We start from the raw sequence: 20775 nt of genomic DNA, 5'->3' as shown, positions 1-20775 counted from the left end.
AAGCCATCTGGATCATAAAATCACCAGCGCCGATCACCTTCGGCGCAACGAGACCTGCTGGCATTTTCCCGCTACGCTTTCCCAACATAGGACGTTGTCCGTGAGGATGGTATGGATCCTGTACGGTACGGTCTTGACTAGAACCTTGAGGAACGCGGCTGCCGCGAGCTTGGTCGCCTTGCGGTATATTCGAGCAAACACTAGCTTTGACGTGCGATCCACCGCGACAAACAGGAAGCCTTTGCCGCCCTTGTAGCGCAGTTCGGCGATGTCGATATGGAAGTAACCGATCTCATATTTTTTGAACGCCTTGGGCTTCTCCCTATCGGCCTTTGGCAGCCGGGATATGCCGTAGCGCTGCAGACATCGGTGTAAACTGCTTCGCGTCAGGTGAGGAATGACGTCCTTCAGGGCGATGAAAACATCGTCGAGCGGAAGCCGGGCCTGTACGCGCAGGGCTACGATCGCGGCTTCTTCCATAGGCGAGAGCACGGTGCTGCGAGGCTCCTTTGGGCCCATTGCGTGGTCTTGGCGCACCCGTGGAGAATTTGTCCCATAATGCCCTCCGCTGTGATGGCGATAATTCTACACCATCACAATCCGGGACTAAACAACTAGGCATCGAAATGTCGCTCGGGGACGGCCGCTTCGTCCCTGACCAAGTCCTTCCGCGATTCGTAAGCGTGCTGAACGTACGGCAGGAAACAATCAGGTCAAATTCAAGCGCGAATGTCTGGGTTTAAGGCGGTATTTCCCCGGATTCCGTTGCCGACCGAAGACTCTGAAAGAAGGGGTGCCGTCACACCGTTAATCTCAATTTTCTACCGGCCCTGCGTATGGATGTTCACAATGCGTGTTGGATATAACGGCTATGCATCCGCGTTGAGGCGATAACCGAGCATAGTTGCACGTCGTGCAAAGGAGCAGCGGCATTGTTTGCGATAGCAATCGATATCGATCCATTACAGATGCGTACCGGTAAAATCATGTGATCTATCCGCACGGGGATTGAAGCAGGTTGTCGAAAAGTCTCGCCAAGACAGTTCCCATTTCAGGTCATTCCGACCTACACGCTCCACGTTGCACGCCCTGTTTCAAGGATTGGCATGTCACCCGTCCGCGCTGCAAGCTTCGCCCGTATCGCCTTGGGGCATGTGACACGTCGCTACCCGCACAAGGCGGACCATGTTATGGCAGGCGAAACGGATGGGTACAGTCTGCAGCAAATGCATCCCATCTTTTTCGGCAGCTACGACTGGCATAGCTGCGTCCATGGCTATTGGCTGCTCGCCCGCATCCGGCAACTCTACCCCGAACTGCCGGAAGCATCGGTGATTGACGCGTTGTTCACCGATGCCTTTACCTCTGACAAGGTGGAGGCAGAGCGCGCACATTTGAGCGGCCCTATGGCTGGGCATGGTTGCTGATGCTGCAAAGCGGGCTGGTGATAGCGCGCAGCCCGCACGCAGCGACGCTGCGGCCCCTGTCCGATGCGTTTGCGACGCTGTGGCGCGAGCACCTTGCAGTGCTCACCTATCCCGTGCGCGCCGGCACGCATACCAGCACCGCGTTTGCGCTGGTGCTTGCCGAGCGCTATGCGCGGGTGTGCGGCGACGAGCAGATGCGTAACGTCATGATCGAGCGGGCGCAGCATTGGTTCGGGTTGGATCGCGCGGCGCACTCCTGGGAGCCCTGCGGCGAGGATTTCCTTTCATCCACGCTGATGGAGGCGCTGGCGATGCAGCGCCTGATGCCCGAAGACGCGTTTAGCGGCTGGTTTGCTGAATTTCTCCCGGCTCTTGCGCAGGGGTCGCCGCAGGCTTTACTCGCACCGGTCCACGTCAGCGATCGTAGCGACGGGAGAATCGCCCATCTCGACGGGCCCAATCTGACGCGTGCATGGGCAATGCGGGAGATCGCGCCGAAGACCGATTGTGCAGTGCGGAACGTGCTCGAATCCGCTGCAGACGCGCATCTGGCAGCGGCGCTGGACACGGTGACTGGCGATTATATGGGCGAGCACTGGCTGGCGACATTCGCGCTGCTCGCGCTGACCGGGCTGGATTAGGTTGTCATATCGCCGCGACGCCTTACCATGAGGGCGAGTATCGGTTGGAGGCAGATTGGCGGCGCACGGCCGAAATGCCGGAGATTGAAAGGCAGGCCGCGATGAGCTCCGACGGTTCCATGGCGTCCAGAGACGATCCGCGTCCTCCTGTCATGGACGTGCCGATGCACAGGCTCAACCTCAATCTGCTCTACCCGCTCCATGCCATCCTGCACGCGCCCACACTGACCGAGGCGGGACGCAGGGTGCGACTCAGCCAGTCGGCGATGAGCCACGCATTGCGGCGTCTGCGCGATCATTTCGGCGACGATCTTGTCACGCATTCGGGAGGCGATCAGCAGGTGACGCCGCTTGGCCTAGCCTTGCGCGCAGAGGTGCGACGCGTGATGCAGGAGGTCGAGGGCACGTTCAACTACGCGCTTGATTTTGACCCGATCACCGCGTCGCAGACGGTCACCATCGCGATGCCCGAGGCGATCGAGCAGATGTTGCTGGGGCCGGTGATGCGCAGCCTGTCGAGCGATGCGCCGGGCCTGTCGGTGCGGATGCTCCCGCTCGATGCCGAGGCACCCCAGTTCGCGCTCGATCAGGGCGCCGATCTGCTGTTTCTCCCGGCAGATTGCAAAATTGACCGGCTGGAGACGCTGCCGATCCTGACCGATCATGCGTCCTGCATGGTGTGGAGCGAGCATAGTGAGCTTGGCTCCATACATTACATGAGTGAGAGCCAATATCGGGCAGCGCGGCATATCGTGCCGCAAGGCGATTCCAGCGCGCGCATTGCCGTCGATGATCTGGGGGAATGCCTGCTGAAAGCACGGCAGATCAGCGTGCGAACCTCGTCACATGCGACGTTGCCAGCCATCCTGATCGGCAGCGACCTGGTCGCCACCGGCAGTGCGTGGCTATTTCAATATTATGCCTCGATCATGCCGCTGAAGGTCCTCGCCGCACCGTTCCCCACCAAGGAAACGGTGTTCGTTGCACAATGGGCCAGCCATCGCCGTCGTGACCCAATGCTGGCCTGGTTCGTCAAGCGGATCGAAGAGCACGTCAGTCGCTTTCCCAACCGGCCCCGCTAGCCATCGATCTTGCTCATACCCAGCATGAAGACTTCGAATTTGCGAGTCTCCGAACTGAAGCATAGTCTCCAATTCGGCAGGGAAGTCCGGCTGACGCTGTAGCGTTGAGACTTGGACACCGGTCATCAGGAGGTTCGGTGCGGTGTGGTGTCTCGTGAGAGAACAGCCGCGATTTGCGCCTTACGGCGCATCCGTTGTGATCACAGGTATCGTCTGGCCAGACGTGCAGCTTTCGCTGTGCGTGAGGTGCTGCGCGACCTTTGGGGGGTGGTTTACATGCTTGATATGTCTTTGAACACACGTTGGCTTCTGGGCGCCGTGAGCCTTGGCTCGTTGGCGATGATGGATGTGGTCGTGCCGACGCCCGCTTTCGCGCAGGCCGCAGCCAGTGCCGAGATCAATGTACCGGCGATGCCGCTTGCCAATGCGCTTCAGGAAATTGCGTCGCAATCAGGTACCACCGTCAACTTCGATCCGAATGCTGTCTCGGGGTTGAAGTCCCGACCGGTGCGCGGTGCGTCATCGGCAGAAGCGGCGATCCAGGCCGCGATCGAAAGGACAAGCCTCGCCATCAGCACCTCGCCCGATGGTTCGTTGGACATCGTCCAGGATATCGTCGTGCGCGCACGGCGCGATGAGGCCGAAACGAGCGTAATCGTACGCCAGTCATCGACCTCCGATCGCAGCGGTCTGGGCCTGCGCGATCAGCCGCGCAACACGCAGGTAATTACCGCCAAGACTATCGAAGAGCAGCAGGCGCTCGATATCACGGATATTCTGCGCAACGCTGGCGGCGTTTCAGTGCAGGCCAACAACCCCAACACCGGTGCAAGCTATACCGTACGCGGCTTCAGCGCTGCCGGTCTGGTGAACGGTCTTGCGGGCGGATCGCAATATGGCGTGCAATCCGGAGCCAATCAGCCGGTCGCCAATATCGAGCGCGTCGAAGTGCTCAAGGGCCCCGATGCCCTGCTTTCCGGCTTTGGCAATTTGGGCGGAAACGTCAATGTTGTGACGAAAAAGCCCAGCGCCGAAGAGCGGTTGGCAGTTTCACTAGACACCGGATCGTTCGGGCTGGTCCGCGGTGTCATTGACGCGAATAACGCCATCAGTGCCGACAAGAAGCTTACGGCGCGCATGATCGCCAGTGTGCAGACGATGGATCAAAACTATGGTGGTTACCGGGGAACCGAAGATTATCTTGTTGCTCCATCGTTGCGTTTCACCGATCGGCTCACCGATATCGTGATCGGCGCCAGTCTTTCTAAATCGAACGCGGGGATCGGTGCCTACACGCTTTTCAACAACAAGACTTTCCAACTTATCGAACGTGATCCATCGGTGCCGATCTATTCGCCCGACCAGGGGATCAGCGTCAGTACCAATCGGTTCTATTTCGATCTGACGCGCAAGATCACCCCCGGCATCGAACTTGTCGTGCGCGGTATGCATGACGACAGCAGGCTTGCGCTGCAGGTCTATCAGGTGGGCTACAACCGGGCTGGCAATCTCACATTGGGTGTCGGCGGGTCGCTGCAGGAAGGCAAGTCCGATGCGCTCGACAGCTTCGTTCGCATCAAGACAGGCCTGGGCGATGCCGTGAAGTTGAGCTTCAATGTCGGCTACAACTACTCCAAGGGCTTTACCGATCAAAGCAGCGGCACGGTATTCACCACGATCCTCAACCCGCCGCTTGGTGCCAACACCAGCCTTCCCGTTCTCCCGTTCTCGCCGCTAAGTGCTGTGCAGATCCGTACAGAGGGCAAGCAGGAGGCCATCTATGGGCAGGCGCTGATCGAGTTCTGGAAGATCAAACTGCTCGGCGGGGTTCGCAAGAACTGGTTCGAGACGAGCACGCAGTTCTTTTTCCCCGGCGCCACGCCGCAACCGGTGCAAAAGAAGAGCGGTGTCGCGCCCAGTGGCGGCATCATTCTGGATGTCACCGACAATGTTTCGGTCTTCGCCAACTATGCACGCGGCGAACAGGCAATTTTCAATCTTGATCGCAATGGAAATTTCCTGCCCAACATCATCACCACCAACAAGGAAGCGGGCATCAAGCTCGACCTGTTCGCAAAGCGCGCGACGGTCAACGCCTCTTACTTCGACATTACACAGGACAACACCATCGTCTTCAACCCGACCATTGGCGGGTTCACGTCGGAGCCAGGCCAGCGCGGACGGGGCATAGACCTCAACATCGTCGGCCAGGTGCTGCCCGGATGGACATTGACCGGCTCTTATACCCGGACGAAATACGCGCTGCTGACCAAGACGGCCACACTCACCAATGTTCCACGCCAGCCGCGCGATACCTACAGCCTCTACTCCAACTACCGCACCCGGATTGCCGATGGCGTGACCGGCGGCGGCTCTGTCGGCCTGTATGGGCGGTCAGGCTCGTTCGCTGATTTTCTGGGGCTGTATGACGTTCCTGCGGCGCGGCAGGTCGACGTCAATGCCTTCCTTTCGTTAGCGGGCTTTGACTTCAATCTGGGTCTTCGCAACATCTTCGACCGGCGCAACTACAACACGACCAGCGTGTTTAGCTACGTCCCGGTCGACGAACCTCGCAACGTGCGCCTGTCTATCTCAAAACGCCTTTTCTGATAGACCACGCCAACCATGATGCCACCCCCAGCCAATGTCGAGGAGACCCGCCGTGAGGCGGGTCTCGAGCCGCCTCAGCCCGCGCGTGAACGCCTCTCCCATGCCTGGCGGCTAACGACACGGTATTTCGTATCTGAAGACTGGAAGATGGCGTGGCTCCTGCTGATCGCATACGCCGCCATTTCCTTTGGAGGTGTCTATACGTTCATCCTCTCCAACCACTGGCAGCGTGATTTCTTCGACTCGATCGAACAGCGCCAATCGAGCCTGTTTGTGACGCTGATCTTCACCTTCCTGATGATCGCGGCGCTGCAGGTGGCGTTTATCGTTGCGAACAATCTGGTGAGTTGGACACTCTCGATGCGATGGCGCAACTGGCTGACCAACTGGTATATGGACCGGTGGTTTGCCCGCGACCGGTTTTACGAGATCGAACGCCTTCGCATCATCGACAACCCTGATCAGCGCATCGCCGAAGACATCAAGAATTTTACGTTGGTGACACAGGGCAATTCGCTCGTCGGGATCGCGGTCGGCATCATCGGCAGTCTGATCAGCGCGGTCAGCTTTGGCTATATTCTCCTCCAGACTTCGAATGCGCTGGTGTTGCCGGTCGCCGGTTATCGGATCACGCTTCCGGGCGGTGATCTCATCTGGTTCTCGATCGTTTATGTGCTGTTCGGATCGGTCGTCATCACCTGGATCGGCAGGCCGTTCATTCGCCGACGGATGCGCGAGCAACATTATGAAGCCGATTTCCGCACGAACCTGATCCACGTCCGCAGGAATGGCGAACAGATCGCCTTTTCGCGCACGCAGAATATGGAGCGACGCGGCCTGTTAGGGTCCTTCGCCAACATCCGGCGCAACTGGTACCGGCTGATGTGGGCCAACATCGGCCTGAGCGCGGGCAGCAGCATTTACGAACGCGTTATGGGCGTCATCCCGCTGTTTCTCACTGTACCCAAGTTCTTTGCAGGCCAGATCAGCTTTGGACAGGTCATGGCTTCGCGCGACGCCTTTACGCAGTTCAGCTCCTCACTGTCCTATTTCGTCCAGGTCTATCCCGGTCTGGCCGCGCAGATCGCCAACATCAATCGTCTCAAGGCGCTCGATGATTCAATCGACGATACGCGCCCGCGCGGGATCGATTTCAGGCCGGGAGGATCAGGCGACGGCATCGCCATAGACGTCCAGAACCTCGAATTGCGCCGCCCGAATGGCGAGCCGCTGCTTGCGCTGGACGAATGGGCGGTACGCGATGGCGAGCGCTGGGTCATCGAGGGGCCATCCGGCAGTGGCAAGACGACGCTGCTGCGCGCCATCGCCGGCTTGTGGCCTGACGGTGCAGGCTCGGTCGCGATGACCCGGAATGGTACGGCAATGCTGGTGCCGCAGCGGCTCTATCTGCCACCCGGATCGCTGAAGAACGCCATCTGCTTTCCCGACCGCGCCGAAGACCATGACGATGCCTCCATCGCAGAGTTGCTGGAAAAGGTCCGGCTGGCAAACCATGTCGGCGATATGCATGCGATCCGCATGTGGCAGGACGAACTGTCGCCAGGCGAACAGCAGCGTGTCGCGCTCGCGCGGATCCTACTGCAACGCCCCACCTTGCTCGTGCTCGACGAAGCAACCAGCGCGCTTGATGCTGACAATGCCGCGCATTTCTATGGATCGGTGCGCGCAGCGCTGCCCGACGTCACGATCGTCAGTGTCGTCCACAACGAGAGGCTGGCTGCCTTTCACACGCACCGGCTGTCGATGCACGACCGTCGGGCCACGATGTCCACAATCGAGATCGACGTATGAGCGCACTGCTGACCCAAAGCGAGGCGGACCTGCGCGATGCTGCCGCGTTGGCGGTGGAGCTTGCGGCGCAGCGCGGTGCCAAAGCGCGCGCTTCGGTGCATCACGAAGGCATTGCCAAAATCGCGGTGCGCGGCGGCGCGGTCGAAACTGCCGAGCGCAGCGGTACGCAGGGGCTCGGTCTCACCGTGTTCCACGATGGTCGCCTGGGGTCGGCATCGACTGCGCGGTTCGACCGCGCGGCGATCGAACGCGTGGTCGAAGAGGCGATGCTGATCGCGAGCCATGTCCAGCCGGACGCCGATGCCGATCTGCCTCCGGCCCAATTGCTCGCCTTTTCCGGCCCCGCACCTGACCTGTATGTAGAAAGCCCGCGGAGCCCAGATGGGCTGCTGGAGGCGGCGCAAGTGATGGACGCAATCGCCAGCGAGACCGTGGCCGCCGACAACCGGCTGCGCGCTGGCGAGTCTGTTGCCGTGGCTACCGAGGGTCTGTGGGCGCTGGCGACGAGCGATGGCTTTTGCCGCAGCATACAGCGATCGAACGACGCGCGCTGGTCGGTCATGCTGGCGCAGGACGAAGGTGGCAGCAATTCTGCCTTCTGCCAAACCCAGGAGCGGAGCGTTGATGCGCTGTTGCCCGCTGCCGTGCTCGTCGAGCGCGCCGCGGGCAGGGCGCGCCAAGCGTTGGGGGCACGCCCGATCGCAAGCAGGCGTTGCCCGGTGCTGTTCGACCCGCGTACCGCCGCGATACTGGTGAGCGAGCTCGCGGGTGCGCTCACCGGCAACGCGCAATATCGCAAGATGAGCTTTCTTCCCGACCCGATCGGTCGCGCTGTTGCCGCACCGCACCTCGATCTCAGCGAAAATCCTTTCGAACCGCTGGGTCTGGCCAGCGGCGGGTTCGACAGCGAAGGGATCGCCGGATCGAACCGTGCGATCATCCGACACGGCGTGGTTGAAGGGCTTTTCCTGTCGACATTTTCGGGTCGCAAGCTGGGCATGTCAACGACCGGTAACGCCGATGGGTTCTACAATTTGCGCCTGACGAGTTCGGCGCCGAGCGGCGACTGGCAGACGATGCTGGACATGCTGGGCACAGGCCTTGTCGTGACCGAGTTTCAGGGCGGCAAGACCGATCCTGCGAGTGGAAATTGGACACAGGCGATCAAGGGTTTGTGGGTTGAACATGGCTGCGTGGTCCATGCCGTCACCGATGTGACATTGGCCAGCAACCTGCCTGCGATGCTGATCGGCATCCGTGCAGTGGGGCTTGATGTCGAACGCCAGGGTGCGATCCGCACCGGGTCCATTCTGATCGATGACATGCAGTTGGGAGGCAAAGGATGAACGGCGGCGGCACGGCCATAGACCGCGCGCGCGCCCGGCTGCTCGGTCCGGCGGGGCTGGACGAGGCGATGATCGGCCGAGCGCTGGGCCATCTGGCCAGCGGCGGCGCGGATCTGGCCGATCTGTTCTTCGAGACGACGAGCCTGCGCAGCTGGCGGCTTGAGGGTGGCCGCGTCACCAATGGCGGCTTTGCGATGCGCCAGGGCGTCGGCGCGCGAGCGGCGCATGGCGGCCAAGTGAGCTTCGCCCACTCTGCCGATTTCCGCGAAAGCGCGTTGGATGACACGGTTCGCGCGGTGCGTTCGCTGGCGCGCGCTGGGCAGGCGGATCAGCATCCACAGGGAATCCTGCTGAATTGTCATGCCGGCGAACATGCCCTTTACCCGGCGATCGACGTTGTGCTGGTCGAGGATGCCAGCGCCTGGATCGCGGTGCTTGAGCGGATCGACAGCCTTGCGCGGGCAAGCGATCCGCGCATCGTTCGGATCGATGCCAATGTTCGCGTGCAGGATACCACCGTGCTGATCGCCGATGCCGATGGCCTGCTGGCGGGCGATGTGCGGCCGATGACCATTTTGGCGGTCATGATCGTGGCCGAAACCGACGGCCGCCGCGCACGCGGGCAGGCGGGTTTGGGCCGTCGTGCGGGGCTGGACGGGTTTGATGCGGCTTCGGTCGATCAGTTGGTGGCGGCTGCCGTAACCATGGCACTGAACAATCTCGATGCGATTTCTGCGCCCGTTGGCGAAATGCCGGTGGTGCTGGGCCCGGGCTACCCGGGCGTTCTCTTCCACGAGGCGGTGGGGCACGGGCTTGAAGGCGATCATCATCGCAAGCGCCTGTCTGCGTTCGATGGAATGCTGGGCGAACGGATCGCGGCACCAGGCGTCACGGTAATTGATGATGGCGGCATTGCCGGGCGGCTGGGGTCGCTGGGGATTGACGATGAAGGCACGCCGCCCGACCGCACCGTGCTCGTCGACGATGGCGTCCTGACCGGCCTGATGCAGGACCGCCTTAACGCCCGTCTGATGAATGCGCGCTCGACCGGCAACGGACGCCGCCAATCTTACGCCCATTTGCCGATGCCGCGCATGACCAACACTTTTCTGGCGAACGGACGTGACAACCCTGCTGATATCATCGCTTCTATCGATCGCGGCATCTACGCTACCGAATTCGATGGCGGTCAGGTCGACATCGTCACCGGACGGTTCAACTTCACGACGATCGAAGCCTGGCTTGTCGAAAAGGGCAAGCTTGTAGCGCCCGTGCGCGGAGCGACGCTGATCGGCGTCGGCCGCGAGGCGCTACGCCATGTCTCGATGGTCGGCAACGACTTGGCCTTTGATACCGGCATGGCAACCTGCGGCAAGCAGGGGCAGACGCTTAACGTCGGTGTTGGCCAGCCTACGCTTCGTATCGACCGGATGATGGTTGGCGGCCAGGCAGGCTGATTTTCCCCAAACCTAAATAGTTCCAAGAGGATAGCTGAATATGCGCAACGCCACCGAAGAGGACTTTGACGACATCGTCATGAAGAACGCAAAGCCGGTGCTGGTCGATTTCTGGGCGCCATGGTGCGCACCGTGCAAGGCGCTGGCCCCGACACTCGATGATCTGGCAGAGGAATATGCCGACGTGATGGAGATCGTGAAGGTCGATATCGAAGCCAACCCGGGCCTTGCGACGCGCTTTGGCGTACGCGGCATTCCGCTGTTGATGATCGTCCGCGATGGTGCGGAACAGGCGCGCACGGTCGGCACGATCTCGCGCAGTCGGCTTGACGCGTTTGTCGAAGGCAACGTCGGAGCAGATGGATGACCGACATCGCTTTTCTGGGTGACCCCGCCATCAAGGCGCAGGCGCTGTCCCGCCTGCGCAGTCACATCGCAGCTGAAACGTTCGTCATCTTTCCTGCGTGGGAAGACGGCAAGGCCAATGTCATCGGCGCGCTGGTCGAGGCTGACGACAAACAGGCGTTCGCCAGCCAATATGGCTATCCCATCGCGTTTGTGACCGCGCTTGAGGGCATCGTCAACGCGTTCCGGTTCGGGCCAAGTTCGGAAGGTTTTGTCAAGGCCCTGCTCGAACGCACTCCTGTCGGCGCGGACCTTTCGCGGATTGTGCCGCATGTACTCATCGCCCTTCTCGAACGCCCCGATATCGTGGCGCTGACCGGTCAGAACACCGAGGTCGAGCGTTGGCGTCTGGCGATCGTTGCGCTGCACCAGCGGACGATTAACGGTGACGAACCCGACCGAAAGGAGTGGAAGGCAGCGCGCATGGCCTCGATTTCCGCGAGCGACGCGGTGGTCGATAATACTGCGTCGCACATGGCGAGCCTGATCGTCGAGGCGGCAGCATGGCCCGCGACGATGCGCACCGTGCTGCACGATACTCTGGGCGCGTGCGGCCGTCTGGAAAGCCACCAGATCATGAACGCGATCGGCTGGACCGAAGCCGACGAGAGCCGTGTGTTCAAGATCCGCGAACAGGCTGAGGCCGATGGTCGCCTGGCCGAACTGTCAGGACTGGACCGCGTGCTGGGTTTGCTCGATGCGGATGATCCTGATCTGGCGCGCGGTTTTCGCGAGCGGCTCGAGCAATTCGAAAAGCTAGGCGAAACTTACCGTGCCGTCGGCTGGCAAATTGTCGATCTGATCGAACGTTCGCCGGTTCCCACGTCGCCGCCCGAAAATGTGACCTGACACGAGAGAGCACGCATGTGCGGCCAAGTGACACCGGCAGTCCGGTAGAACAAGTCCTGATCGTCAGGTCTTGACCCCTAGACCATACTGCGGCGGTATATGCCGCGCGTTTCCTTGCCGGACACAGCGATCCAGGTGTTTCTGCCGAAGAGGTTCGCTGCGCAGCCCTTGCCTAAGTTACGCAACTGTCGGTGATGACCGAGCGGCGCCCCCGCATGATGGATGAAATGACAATGAACCCCCTGCTCGCTACGCTGGACCTGCCTCGCTTTGCCGACATCCGACCCGACCAGATCGAATCTGCACTCGACAAGGTGATTGCCGATCATCAGGCGGTGGTGCGGATGCTGGTCGAGACCAAGCCGCACAGCTTTGCCAATGTGTGGATGCCGCTCGAGCGTGCGGAAGCCGCGATCTGGGGTGTCTGGTCTGCGGTCTCGCATCTCCACGGTGTTGCAGACACGCCCGCACTCCGCGCTGCCTTTGTCGCCGGCCAGGCGCGGCTGGTCGAGAACGATCTGCAGGTCATGCAGAACGAAGGCCTGTACGGCGTGCTGGTCGCGCTCTCCGCCACGCCCGAATTTGCCACCCTTCCCGCCGCAGATCGCGCTGCCGTCGCGCACAGGATCCGTGATTTCACATTGTCCGGGGTAGCGCTGGGCGCAGAGGCTCGCGCCCGGTTCGCGGCGATCTCGCTGGAACTGTCAGTCCTGACCACCGCGTTCGGCAACGCGGTTCTCGATGCGACCGATGCATGGTTTGAGCATATCGAGGATGAAGCGCTGCTCAAGGGCATCTCCGATTCGGACAAGGCAATGTTCGCGCAGGCTTCCAAGGCGCGCGGTCTGGGCGGCTGGGTCGTGACGTTGCAGATGCCCAGCGTGAACGCCGTACTGACCTTTGCTGAAGACCGTGCGTTGCGTCAGCGCGTCTATACCGCGTCGGGCACGCGCGCATCCGACCAGGGACCGAATGCCGGTCAGTTCGACAATTCAGAGCGCATTGGCAGCATTTTGAAGTTGCGCCGAGAGGCGGCAGCCTTGCTGGGTTTCTCCGATCCGGTCGCGTGGTCGCTGGCCACCAAGATGGCCCCGGGGGCAGGCGACGTGCTCACGTTCCTGCGCGACTTGGGGCACCGGGCAAAGCCGGCGGCGCAGCGGGATTTTGCCGCGCTGTCAGCTTACGCCACCGAACATCTCGAAATCCCAGACATGCAGCCATGGGATATAGCCTTCGTATCAGAGCAGTTGCGCAAGGCGCGCTTTGCCGTCGATGAGCGCGAGGTGCGCGCGCATTTTCCCGTCGAGCGCGTAATCGCAGGGTGGCAGCAGCTGCTCGACAGGCTGTTCGGCATTCGTCTGGTGGCGCGCAGGGATGTGCCCGTCTACCATCGCGATGTCTGCTATTATGATGTGATCGACGAGGCAGGCACTGTGTTCGCAGGGGTCTATGTCGACCTGCATTCGCGCCCGGGCAAGCGTAGCGGCGCATGGATGGCGCAGGCGCGACCGCGGCTGAACGATGGCGATATTCAGCGCGTTCCTGTCGCCTATCTGGTGTGCAACTTTTCGCCCCAAACCGATGAGAACCCATCGCTGTTGAGCCATAGCGAAGTGATCACCCTGCTCCACGAGACGGGTCATTGCCTGCACCATTTGTTCACACTGGTCGACCGGCCGAGCATCGCCGGGACCAATGGATTTGAATGGGATGCGGTTGAGCTGCCCAGCCAGTTGATGGAGGACTTCGCCTGGGATCGCGAGGTGCTGCGCGCCATGTCGGGCCATTACCAAACGGGCGCGCCATTGTCGGACGCGCTGTTCGACAAACTGACTTCTGCGCGCGGCTTCCTGTCGGGCATGTTCGTGGTGCGTCAGGTGGAATTCGCGCTGATCGACCTGTTGCTGCATCTGGGAACGCTGGGCAGCGACCCGGTGGAAGTGGTCGAGGCAGTGCGGGACGAGGTCGCAGTGGTGCGCCCCCCTGCTTGGCATCGCTTCCCGCACGCGTTTTCGCATATTTTCGCCGGTGGCTATGCGGCGGGATATTACAGCTATCTTTGGGCCGAGGTGCTCGCCGCCGATGGTTTCCAGCGCTTTGCCGAGACGGGGTTGATCAGCCGGTCGACCGCTGCTGCCTTGCGGGATGAGATCCTGTCGCGCGGCGCTAGCCGTCCAGCGCTGGAAAGTTTTAGGGCGTTCCGGGGGCGCGATGCCGACCCTCAAGCCATGCTGATCCGGCGCGGCCTGGCAGATGACGCGCGCATCGCGGCATCGTGAACTGCAACGGCAGTGATCTGAACGAACATCTGATGGGGGCAAAGCGCGATGACAACTGACGAGAGCAATCTGTCCGCACGCGCCTGGCGCGCTGAAGCCATCCGCCTTATCGAGGCGGACTACAACAGGTCTGCTGACACGCATCTCATCCGGCTGGACCTTCCACGTCACCCCGGTATCAAGCTGTATCTTAAAGACGAGAGCAGCCACCCGACTGGCAGCTTGAAGCACCGGCTGGCGCGCTCGCTGTTCCTTTACGCGCTGTGTAACGCATGGATCGGCCCGGACACCTGCGTTATTGAAGCGTCCTCTGGATCGACCGCAGTGAGCGAGGCCTATTTCGCCCGGATGTTGGGGCTGCGCTTCATTGCCGTCGTCCCGGCAACCACCGCTGCACCCAAGCTTGACGCGATTCGATTCTATGGTGGCGAGATTCACTCTGTCGACGACCCAAGGACCGTCTATGACGTCGCACATCGCCTCGCACGCGACACCGGCGGCCATTATCTCGACCAGTTTACCTATGCCGAACGCGCCACCGACTGGCGCGGAAACAACAATATTGCCGAGAGCATCTTCACGCAGATGTCGGCAGAAGAATACCCTGTTCCGGCATGGATTGTATGCGGCGCGGGAACGGGGGGGACCTCGGCCACGATCGGTCGCTACATCAGCTATCAGCGGCATGCGACACAGCTGTGCGTTGCGGATCCTGTCCATTCCATCTTCCACAGACACCACGCAGACCGTGCTGCCATCGCGCTACCGGAAGGGTGTGCCAGCTGCATCGAGGGAATCGGACGCCCGCGCGTCGAGCCTAGCTTCGTTCCATCTGTCATCGACAGAATGATCTCGGTCGATGACGCCTGTAGCATTGGCGCGATGCGCGCTCTGTCGGGTCGCTTGGGCCGCCGCGTGGGAGGATCAACAGGTACCAATCTTGTCGCTTGTGCGCAGCTCATCCAAGAGATGGCAGCGATAGGCGATCGAGGCTCGATCATCACCATCTTATGCGACGGTGGCGAGCGTTATGCGTGCACCTATTACGACGACAATTGGCTAGCCGCGCGCGAAATTCACTGGCAGCTGCACGAGCGGGCGTTCGATCTGCTTTTGACTGGTTGATTGGCCGTTGTGGCGAAGTCCTCCCTGTTGAAGGCGGTGCCAGTTGTGGGCGTGGGTTGTCATAATTGTCTGAGTGAAACACAATCAGATTCGACAGAGCCTGCAAAGCTAGCCACGAACGAGTCGACTTCCTCATCAGAACCAACATCCGTCAAAGGCCCCATAATCAATGACCACATTCTGTAAACGACCCGGTTTCAGTGGCTGTGCGTGACCGGTCGGCATCATAGCCCCGATCGGCCAACAGCGCATTGGCTCTGGGCAAGGCCTCGATCATCAGTGTAACGCTCTTGTAGTCGCTTATCTGCCCTTCGCTGAGCAGCATCACCAGTGGTCGGCCCCTTGCCGTCGCAGATGGCATGAAGCTTGGAGTTCAGGCCACCTTTGGTATGTTCCGATACGTCGGGGAACAGGCCCTTTTTGAACACGCCCATGCGGCTCCAGCGGACGAACCGGTTGTAGATCGTCTTCGGCGGCCCGTACTCCCAGGCGCATCGTGCCACCGCAGGCCATTACGGATCACGAAGATGATGCCGCTGATAATCCGGCGATTATCAACCCGAGGCCCCCCGTGCGGCAATGGGAAATGTGGCTCGATCCGACGCATCTACGCCTCTGACAACCAAATCAGATCACTTATGGCAACGCCTCCTAGCGCCGCCATTGAATCAACTGATCAAGCCATCTGCAAGCAATTTAATAGATCCTGAGCCTAGTATGGATAACAATATAGATCTGCGCGGCTATTGTATGGTGGATAGCCGTTATTATTACTATATTTTGTCAGACGCGACGCGGCCTGACTGATCCCTCACTGCACGGTGCAGGCACGAAATGCGCAGGGAGCACAAGAGGCTATCGGAGCTCTCGCGCTCCCTGGATCTTGGGCAGTTGCTTGTCGGTGTAACTACCGGATCAACGAGTACTTCCGCGTCAATGGATCCAGCCTCTCAGCTTGGCCAAACAGGCACAGCGCGACGGCATCGGCTTCGCCGAGATCGGTCGCCAGCGTCGCCGAGACCTGCGCGTCAGCGGAGGGTCCGACCATTGATCCTGCGAAGAGGTTCGCCGCTAGGCCTGCTTCGCGGGCGGCTCGCGCCGTGGTCCGCAACTGGGAGGCGTTGTCGGCGCGCAGAATGATGACGGGGCAGCGCGAGATCAGGCTGTGGAAGCTGTCCTGCGCGAAGCGGTAATCGAGCAGATCGAGCGATGCGACCTGGCTGCCAGCCAGTCCGATGAGTGCATGGGCCATAGCGTTGAATGCCTGCGGCGGCGCCACTTTGCGATTTAGTATGCAGGTGAATTTCACCTCGTTGTCCATGTAGGTCATAGTATTTCTCCTGGTGTCAGGGGATGGGCGAGAATAGGAAGGTCACCCGCCGCGCTGCGGCGGTTGCCCGCGAATGGTTAGCTCTCGGTGACGGAAGGGCGAGCGGCGATCGCGACAGGGCTATGCTTGAGCCCCTCGAAAACCCAGTTGAGGGACGCGAATGCACCGACGGTCTCACGCTCGGCCAGCTTGAGCTTATCGCCCTTGTCAATCGCCGACTGGCGGACAAAGGCGATCTGGATCCAATTGCTGACCGGCTCCTTGCAAAGGCCATGCAGGTGATGGAAATCGTGGACCGTGAGGTCCCCGACGGTCACGGAAAGGCGGAACAGCAATTCACCGATCTGGCGCACGGTCCACACGCTCCAGGCGATGCAAGCCGGAACCAGCGCCTGGTGCGAAAGCGGCATTGGCGCCAGTGCGATACGCGCATGGCTGCGATCGGCATAGGCTTGGTTGTCACCGCGCGGCAGGTCACCGGCCATCCATTTGTGCTCGGTCAGGAACTGCAGCAGGGCCGAGTTGGCGTAGAGCACGACGAACGGCAGGAAAACTGCGAGCCCCCACACGATCAGGCCGAGCAGCCAGGCGCTGGAAAGGAGGGCAGCGAGCCACGTGGCGACGACAAGCCGACGCCATACTGGAGCATCGACTAGGTTCGACTGCAGCCGCGCAGCGAGGAACATGGCGTGGAAGCTGGGCGAGACCAGCGTCCGGGCCAGCACCAGATAGAGTTGGCCGCGGGTCATGCCGGGGCGGAAGCCGAGCTCGTGGAGCAGCGCCGCGTCCGGATCCGCAAGTGTGCCGAAGACGCTCCTACGATGGTGCAGGTCGATGTGATCGCCGCGATATGCAAACGGGTTCTGCGCGATGGCGATGATCGTCGCGACATGGGCCACGACGAGATTGGTCCGCGCATCGCCGCCAGCGTAGCAGCCATGCACCGCATAGTGCGCATGGCCGACCTGCATCACGCGCAACCTGCCCACGAGCACAAGCTGAGCAACGAACAGCGCGGCGGTGGCAACGATCAACGCCAGCAGGCTGTGGGCAGCGACGAGGACCTGAGCCAGTGTAACGGTGATCGCGAAAGTGGCTACCAGCAAGACCGCGTCGATGGCGAGGCCGAGCTCGGGACGGATGTCGAAGTAGGGCTGCTGGTTCGGGAGGGCCTTGCCCGTCAGCCGCGTGACGATGTCATCGACCGGGGAAATGCCCGTGCGCAGGCGGGCCCGGATCGAACTGGCACTGCGATTGTGTGTTTGGGGGCGATTGCAAGTCATGGCATTGCTCCTGTTGGGGAGCGCAAACATGAGTTCTCGGAAAATTACTGATAATATAGATTAAACTTATTGAATTTCGGCATTTACGGATATGCAATTGGTGTTGCGAAGCTTGCTTATTTTTCATTCTCGCGGTTTGTTGTATGATCATTACGGGTAGAATTTCGGGTGCCGATTCTGGGGGCAATTTGACGAGCCGGTCGTCGACCAATCTGGCTGGAATTTTGGGCGAGGCGATCGTCCGAATGCTAGCGATGCTACGAGAAAAAGACACGGCCAGCCGCGCTCCGCAGCGCGGGCAACGGGGACGCAAACGCAGTGACTACAGCGAGCGCAATTTCTATGCCTATTGCGGACGCTTGGAAGCAGAACGGAACGAGGAGCGCACGGCTTTCCCCGAAAAGGGGACGGAGGAAGCGGAGCGCAACGCCATCCGCGCTATCCTGCGCGTCGGACCGAACGCGAGCGAAGAACCGATCATCGCCATTGCGCTGGACCTGCCCGAAGACTTCTTTCGTCAGAGCTTTACCAGCAGCGACAACTGCGTCGCAGCGGCCCAAGCCTACTGGAACGCCGGGTCGACCAGGCCCATCCGGCGTCCGCGGAAGTTTCTGCGCATTGATGGGACCGATCACAATCCTCCCTACCGCAAGGATGATTTCAAGGTTCTCGCGCAGTTCGCGCAATTCGGCCAGTACGCCGACCCGGCAGTGCTCGCGCTCCAGGGGCAGACGAGCATCGGCAAGTCCTATCTTGTTTCGCAGTGGCTATGGTCGGAGGGGATCGGCCAGTTCGACGTCGCGGTGGCGGTCGATTGCCAGAACTTCTCGTTCGACCAAGTGGCGGACAGCATCCGCAGCTCGTTCCAGCATTCCTTGCGAGGCGACCGCAGGCTCCTCTTTCTCGATGGGCTACGGCTTGAGCGCGAGGGAAGCGCGCTGCTCTTTCGAATTCCCGGCGGCCAACGAGCGGCTTTCGCTGAGCTCTTTGAAATCCTGAAGACAGCTTGGCTCGAGCTGGGTTCGTTTGCGGTCATCGTCGGAGTCGAGAACAATGCCTCACCAATTGTTCGCCAGGATCTGCTCAACGTATTGCCATTGAATGCTCCGGTGCTGGTCCACAGGGTGGAAGCTTTGTCCCCTGATGATGCGGCGCAGTTTCTCTACGACCGAGGCGTCAACCGCATCAGCCTAGGCGATCGATTGCGCGTCGCTCGTCACTATGGCGGATTGCCGACATTCCTCGCGGCGGTAGCACGAGAGATCAATCAGATGGCCTCGGTCGCGGAGCGCGAAGCTTTCGTCGCCCAGCTCTTCGGGGAACGGATGCCATCGGCCGTCACCAAGCCCCTCCAGTTTCTTGATGAGTGGCTGCAGAGGCACGAAGAACAATGCGTGGGAGGGATGCCAGGCCGAGTGCGCCGGGCCGCGCATCCCAAGGCTTTCCTGCGGCTTCTGGCGTTGATGAGCGGTCCGATCTCGATCGGCGAATTGCGGGAAATCGCCAGGAGGGTGAAGATCGAGCGAATCTCGGATCACGACATCGAGAGCGCCCAGCTGCGTGGGCTACCTTTCGTCAACGAAGTCGAAAACGACGTCTACATCCTCCATCCGGCCGCCAAGCAGTACTTTCGCGACGATATTGCAAAGGCGCTCGAAGCCCAAGACCCCGACCCTTTTTGCTCGCGCGAAGAGCTGGAGGCGATCCACTGGCGTGCTGCCCACACCCGTTTGCGCGCGCTGCGCAATTCGATCGAGGCCAATCCTGGACGGGTGCGCTTGATCGAAGCCTTCGTCTATCACGTCTGCGAGCAGATCGCACTGATCCCGAATGAGGCGACCAATTCACGGCGATCACGAACCCGCGCCTCCCAGCCGTTGACTCCGGCCAACTGGACGGAGTTCGACCATGCCCCGGGCCTGTTGACTAGCGGCAAGCTCTGGCAGGTGGCGTTCCACGAGGTTGATCGTCTCTTGCTTGAACCGAAGAAGACCGCGACGCGTGTGTACGGTCAGTTCGAAGCCAAGGCCCGCATTCTCAAGAAACTGTTCGATACCGCGCTCGGCGAAGGCATAAGCGTCGCGAAAGTAACGGTCGATATTCAGGCAGAAATGGCGATCTGCTGGATGCATGCCGGCCGCTTGGAGTTGGCACTTCAAGCCCTCAAAGCCTATGGGACGGTCCGGCTGAAGGGCAAGGTCGACGAGACTCATTGGCGGTACCGTACGGACCGGGTCAACATCGAGGCGACTGTCCGGCTACGGCGCGGCGACCTAGAGACGCTGAAGGACCTGCTCGCGCCTTTTCTCGAGGAAGCCACTTCGAAGGCGCTCCTCGCCAAGCCTGATGGCCCCGAGATCATCCCGATGGATCAGCGTGGCGCCGTCAAGGTCCTGTCGCGCGCTGCGGAACTCGCCGTCGTCTCGGGACAGACTGCGCAGGGTTTGCTGTATTTCGCTCAGGTGGCTCGAACCTTGGCTTGCTACAAGCCCAGTTTCCTCAACGGCCTTGCCGCACGCGCGTATGTCATCATGCTGGTGCGGCAGGGCAAGCACACGCCGGCCGTGATCGCTGAAGCGTCAGCGCTGGTGCAGCAGAACATCGAGTATCTCAATCGCTACCGAGCCGATCCCGATGACCCGATGTCGAACGAGGAGATCGGCTTCAGGGTTCTGGAGGCAGCGCTTGACCGCATTGGCGGGAATGTGAATATCGCCGGCGTACGAATGGGCGCGCTTTCCCGCGAGCGGGCGGTCCGCCGCCGGGAGACGAATTTTCCGATCCAGGCGGAGTTCGATCTTGAACTGGCGCGAATAGAGATCGCGATCCAGAGGGAGGCACAGCGGGCCGATGACGAACCGCCGGTGAAAACTCCGTCCCGGCGCAGGCCGAAGGCGCTTGATGTGCGCAGCGATCTTTGCAATCGCATCGAACGGCTCGCGCTGCGCATGGAGGACCATGGCCATAGACTTCTTCAGATAGATGCGCTGCTCCTTCTGTGCGAACTGCTGGAAGGTGAAGCCCGGTTCGATGTAGCGCGACGATTACGGTGTCCGGTCGGCGTCAATTTTGATGGCCGATAGGTGGCCGCGCCGGTTGGTGAATTCTGGCTACCATTTGCTGTTGCGA

General features: G+C 60.9%; 12 protein-coding genes and 3 pseudogenes. 11 read left to right on the top strand and 4 right to left on the bottom strand.

The window, feature by feature from the left end:
* Positions 1 to 93 precede the first annotated feature (93 nt).
* A pseudogene (locus B7X90_RS11575) lies at positions 94 to 557 on the bottom strand (IS481 family transposase); the annotation flags it as partial.
* A gap of 549 nt (positions 558 to 1106) precedes the next feature.
* Between B7X90_RS11575 and B7X90_RS11570 the strand changes: the two are divergent.
* From B7X90_RS11570 to B7X90_RS11525, 10 genes and pseudogenes are all read left to right on the top strand, one after another.
* Positions 1107 to 2068, top strand: a pseudogene (locus B7X90_RS11570) (DUF2891 domain-containing protein).
* A 101-nt stretch (positions 2069 to 2169) separates the two neighbouring features.
* Positions 2170 to 3150: a LysR family transcriptional regulator gene (locus B7X90_RS11565; RefSeq protein ID WP_292624602.1), complete on the top strand. Its 981-nt coding sequence runs from the start codon at positions 2170 to 2172 to the stop codon at positions 3148 to 3150.
* 276 nt (positions 3151 to 3426) lie between these two features.
* Positions 3427 to 5760: a TonB-dependent receptor gene (locus B7X90_RS11560; RefSeq protein ID WP_292624600.1), complete on the top strand. Its 2334-nt coding sequence runs from the start codon at positions 3427 to 3429 to the stop codon at positions 5758 to 5760.
* A gap of 15 nt (positions 5761 to 5775) precedes the next feature.
* Positions 5776 to 7572 (top strand): ABC transporter ATP-binding protein/permease, encoded by a 1797-nt coding sequence (locus B7X90_RS11555; RefSeq protein ID WP_292624598.1) that lies wholly within the window; start codon positions 5776 to 5778, stop codon positions 7570 to 7572.
* Positions 7569 to 8918, top strand: coding sequence for a metallopeptidase TldD-related protein (locus tag B7X90_RS11550; protein WP_292624596.1), 1350 nt, complete (start codon positions 7569 to 7571; stop codon positions 8916 to 8918). Before B7X90_RS11555 ends, B7X90_RS11550 begins: the two co-directional genes overlap by 4 nt.
* On the top strand, positions 8915 to 10375 hold the full coding sequence (locus B7X90_RS11545; protein ID WP_292624595.1) for a metallopeptidase TldD-related protein: 1461 nt from the start codon (positions 8915 to 8917) through the stop codon (positions 10373 to 10375). Before B7X90_RS11550 ends, B7X90_RS11545 begins: the two co-directional genes overlap by 4 nt.
* A gap of 40 nt (positions 10376 to 10415) precedes the next feature.
* Positions 10416 to 10742, top strand: a complete 327-nt coding sequence (gene trxA, locus B7X90_RS11540) for a thioredoxin (RefSeq protein WP_292624593.1) — start codon at positions 10416 to 10418, stop codon at positions 10740 to 10742.
* Entirely contained in the window at positions 10739 to 11629 is an 891-nt protein-coding gene (locus tag B7X90_RS11535) for a hypothetical protein (RefSeq protein ID WP_292624591.1), read from the top strand. Before trxA ends, B7X90_RS11535 begins: the two co-directional genes overlap by 4 nt.
* A 227-nt stretch (positions 11630 to 11856) precedes the next feature.
* The gene (locus B7X90_RS11530) at positions 11857 to 13908 is read left to right on the top strand and encodes a M3 family metallopeptidase (protein ID WP_366409687.1); all 2052 of its coding nucleotides are present in this window, start codon (positions 11857 to 11859) and stop codon (positions 13906 to 13908) included.
* A 48-nt stretch (positions 13909 to 13956) separates the two neighbouring features.
* On the top strand, positions 13957 to 15033 hold the full coding sequence (locus tag B7X90_RS11525; RefSeq protein ID WP_292624589.1) for a PLP-dependent cysteine synthase family protein: 1077 nt from the start codon (positions 13957 to 13959) through the stop codon (positions 15031 to 15033).
* A gap of 217 nt (positions 15034 to 15250) precedes the next feature.
* Here the strand turns inward: B7X90_RS11525 and B7X90_RS11520 are convergent.
* The 3 genes and pseudogenes from B7X90_RS11520 to B7X90_RS11510 form a co-directional block, all read right to left on the bottom strand.
* A pseudogene (locus tag B7X90_RS11520) lies at positions 15251 to 15640 on the bottom strand (transposase); the annotation flags it as partial.
* A 300-nt stretch (positions 15641 to 15940) separates the two neighbouring features.
* Positions 15941 to 16363 carry a DUF2000 family protein gene (locus B7X90_RS11515; protein WP_292624588.1) on the bottom strand — a complete coding sequence of 141 codons (423 nt, stop codon included), beginning with the start codon at positions 16361 to 16363 and terminating at the stop codon, positions 15941 to 15943.
* A gap of 77 nt (positions 16364 to 16440) precedes the next feature.
* Positions 16441 to 17646: a fatty acid desaturase gene (locus tag B7X90_RS11510; protein ID WP_292624587.1), complete on the bottom strand. Its 1206-nt coding sequence runs from the start codon at positions 17644 to 17646 to the stop codon at positions 16441 to 16443.
* A 245-nt stretch (positions 17647 to 17891) separates the two neighbouring features.
* Here B7X90_RS11510 and B7X90_RS11505 point away from each other — a divergent pair, with 245 nt between their 5' ends.
* Positions 17892 to 20729, top strand: a complete 2838-nt coding sequence (locus B7X90_RS11505; protein WP_292624586.1) for a hypothetical protein — start codon at positions 17892 to 17894, stop codon at positions 20727 to 20729.
* The last annotated feature ends 46 nt before the right edge of the window (positions 20730 to 20775 follow it).

Source organism: Novosphingobium sp. 17-62-19, from assembly GCF_002256775.1.
Classification (GTDB): Bacteria; Pseudomonadota; Alphaproteobacteria; order Sphingomonadales; family Sphingomonadaceae; genus Novosphingobium.
This window is presented reverse-complemented; position numbering and strand designations above follow the sequence as displayed.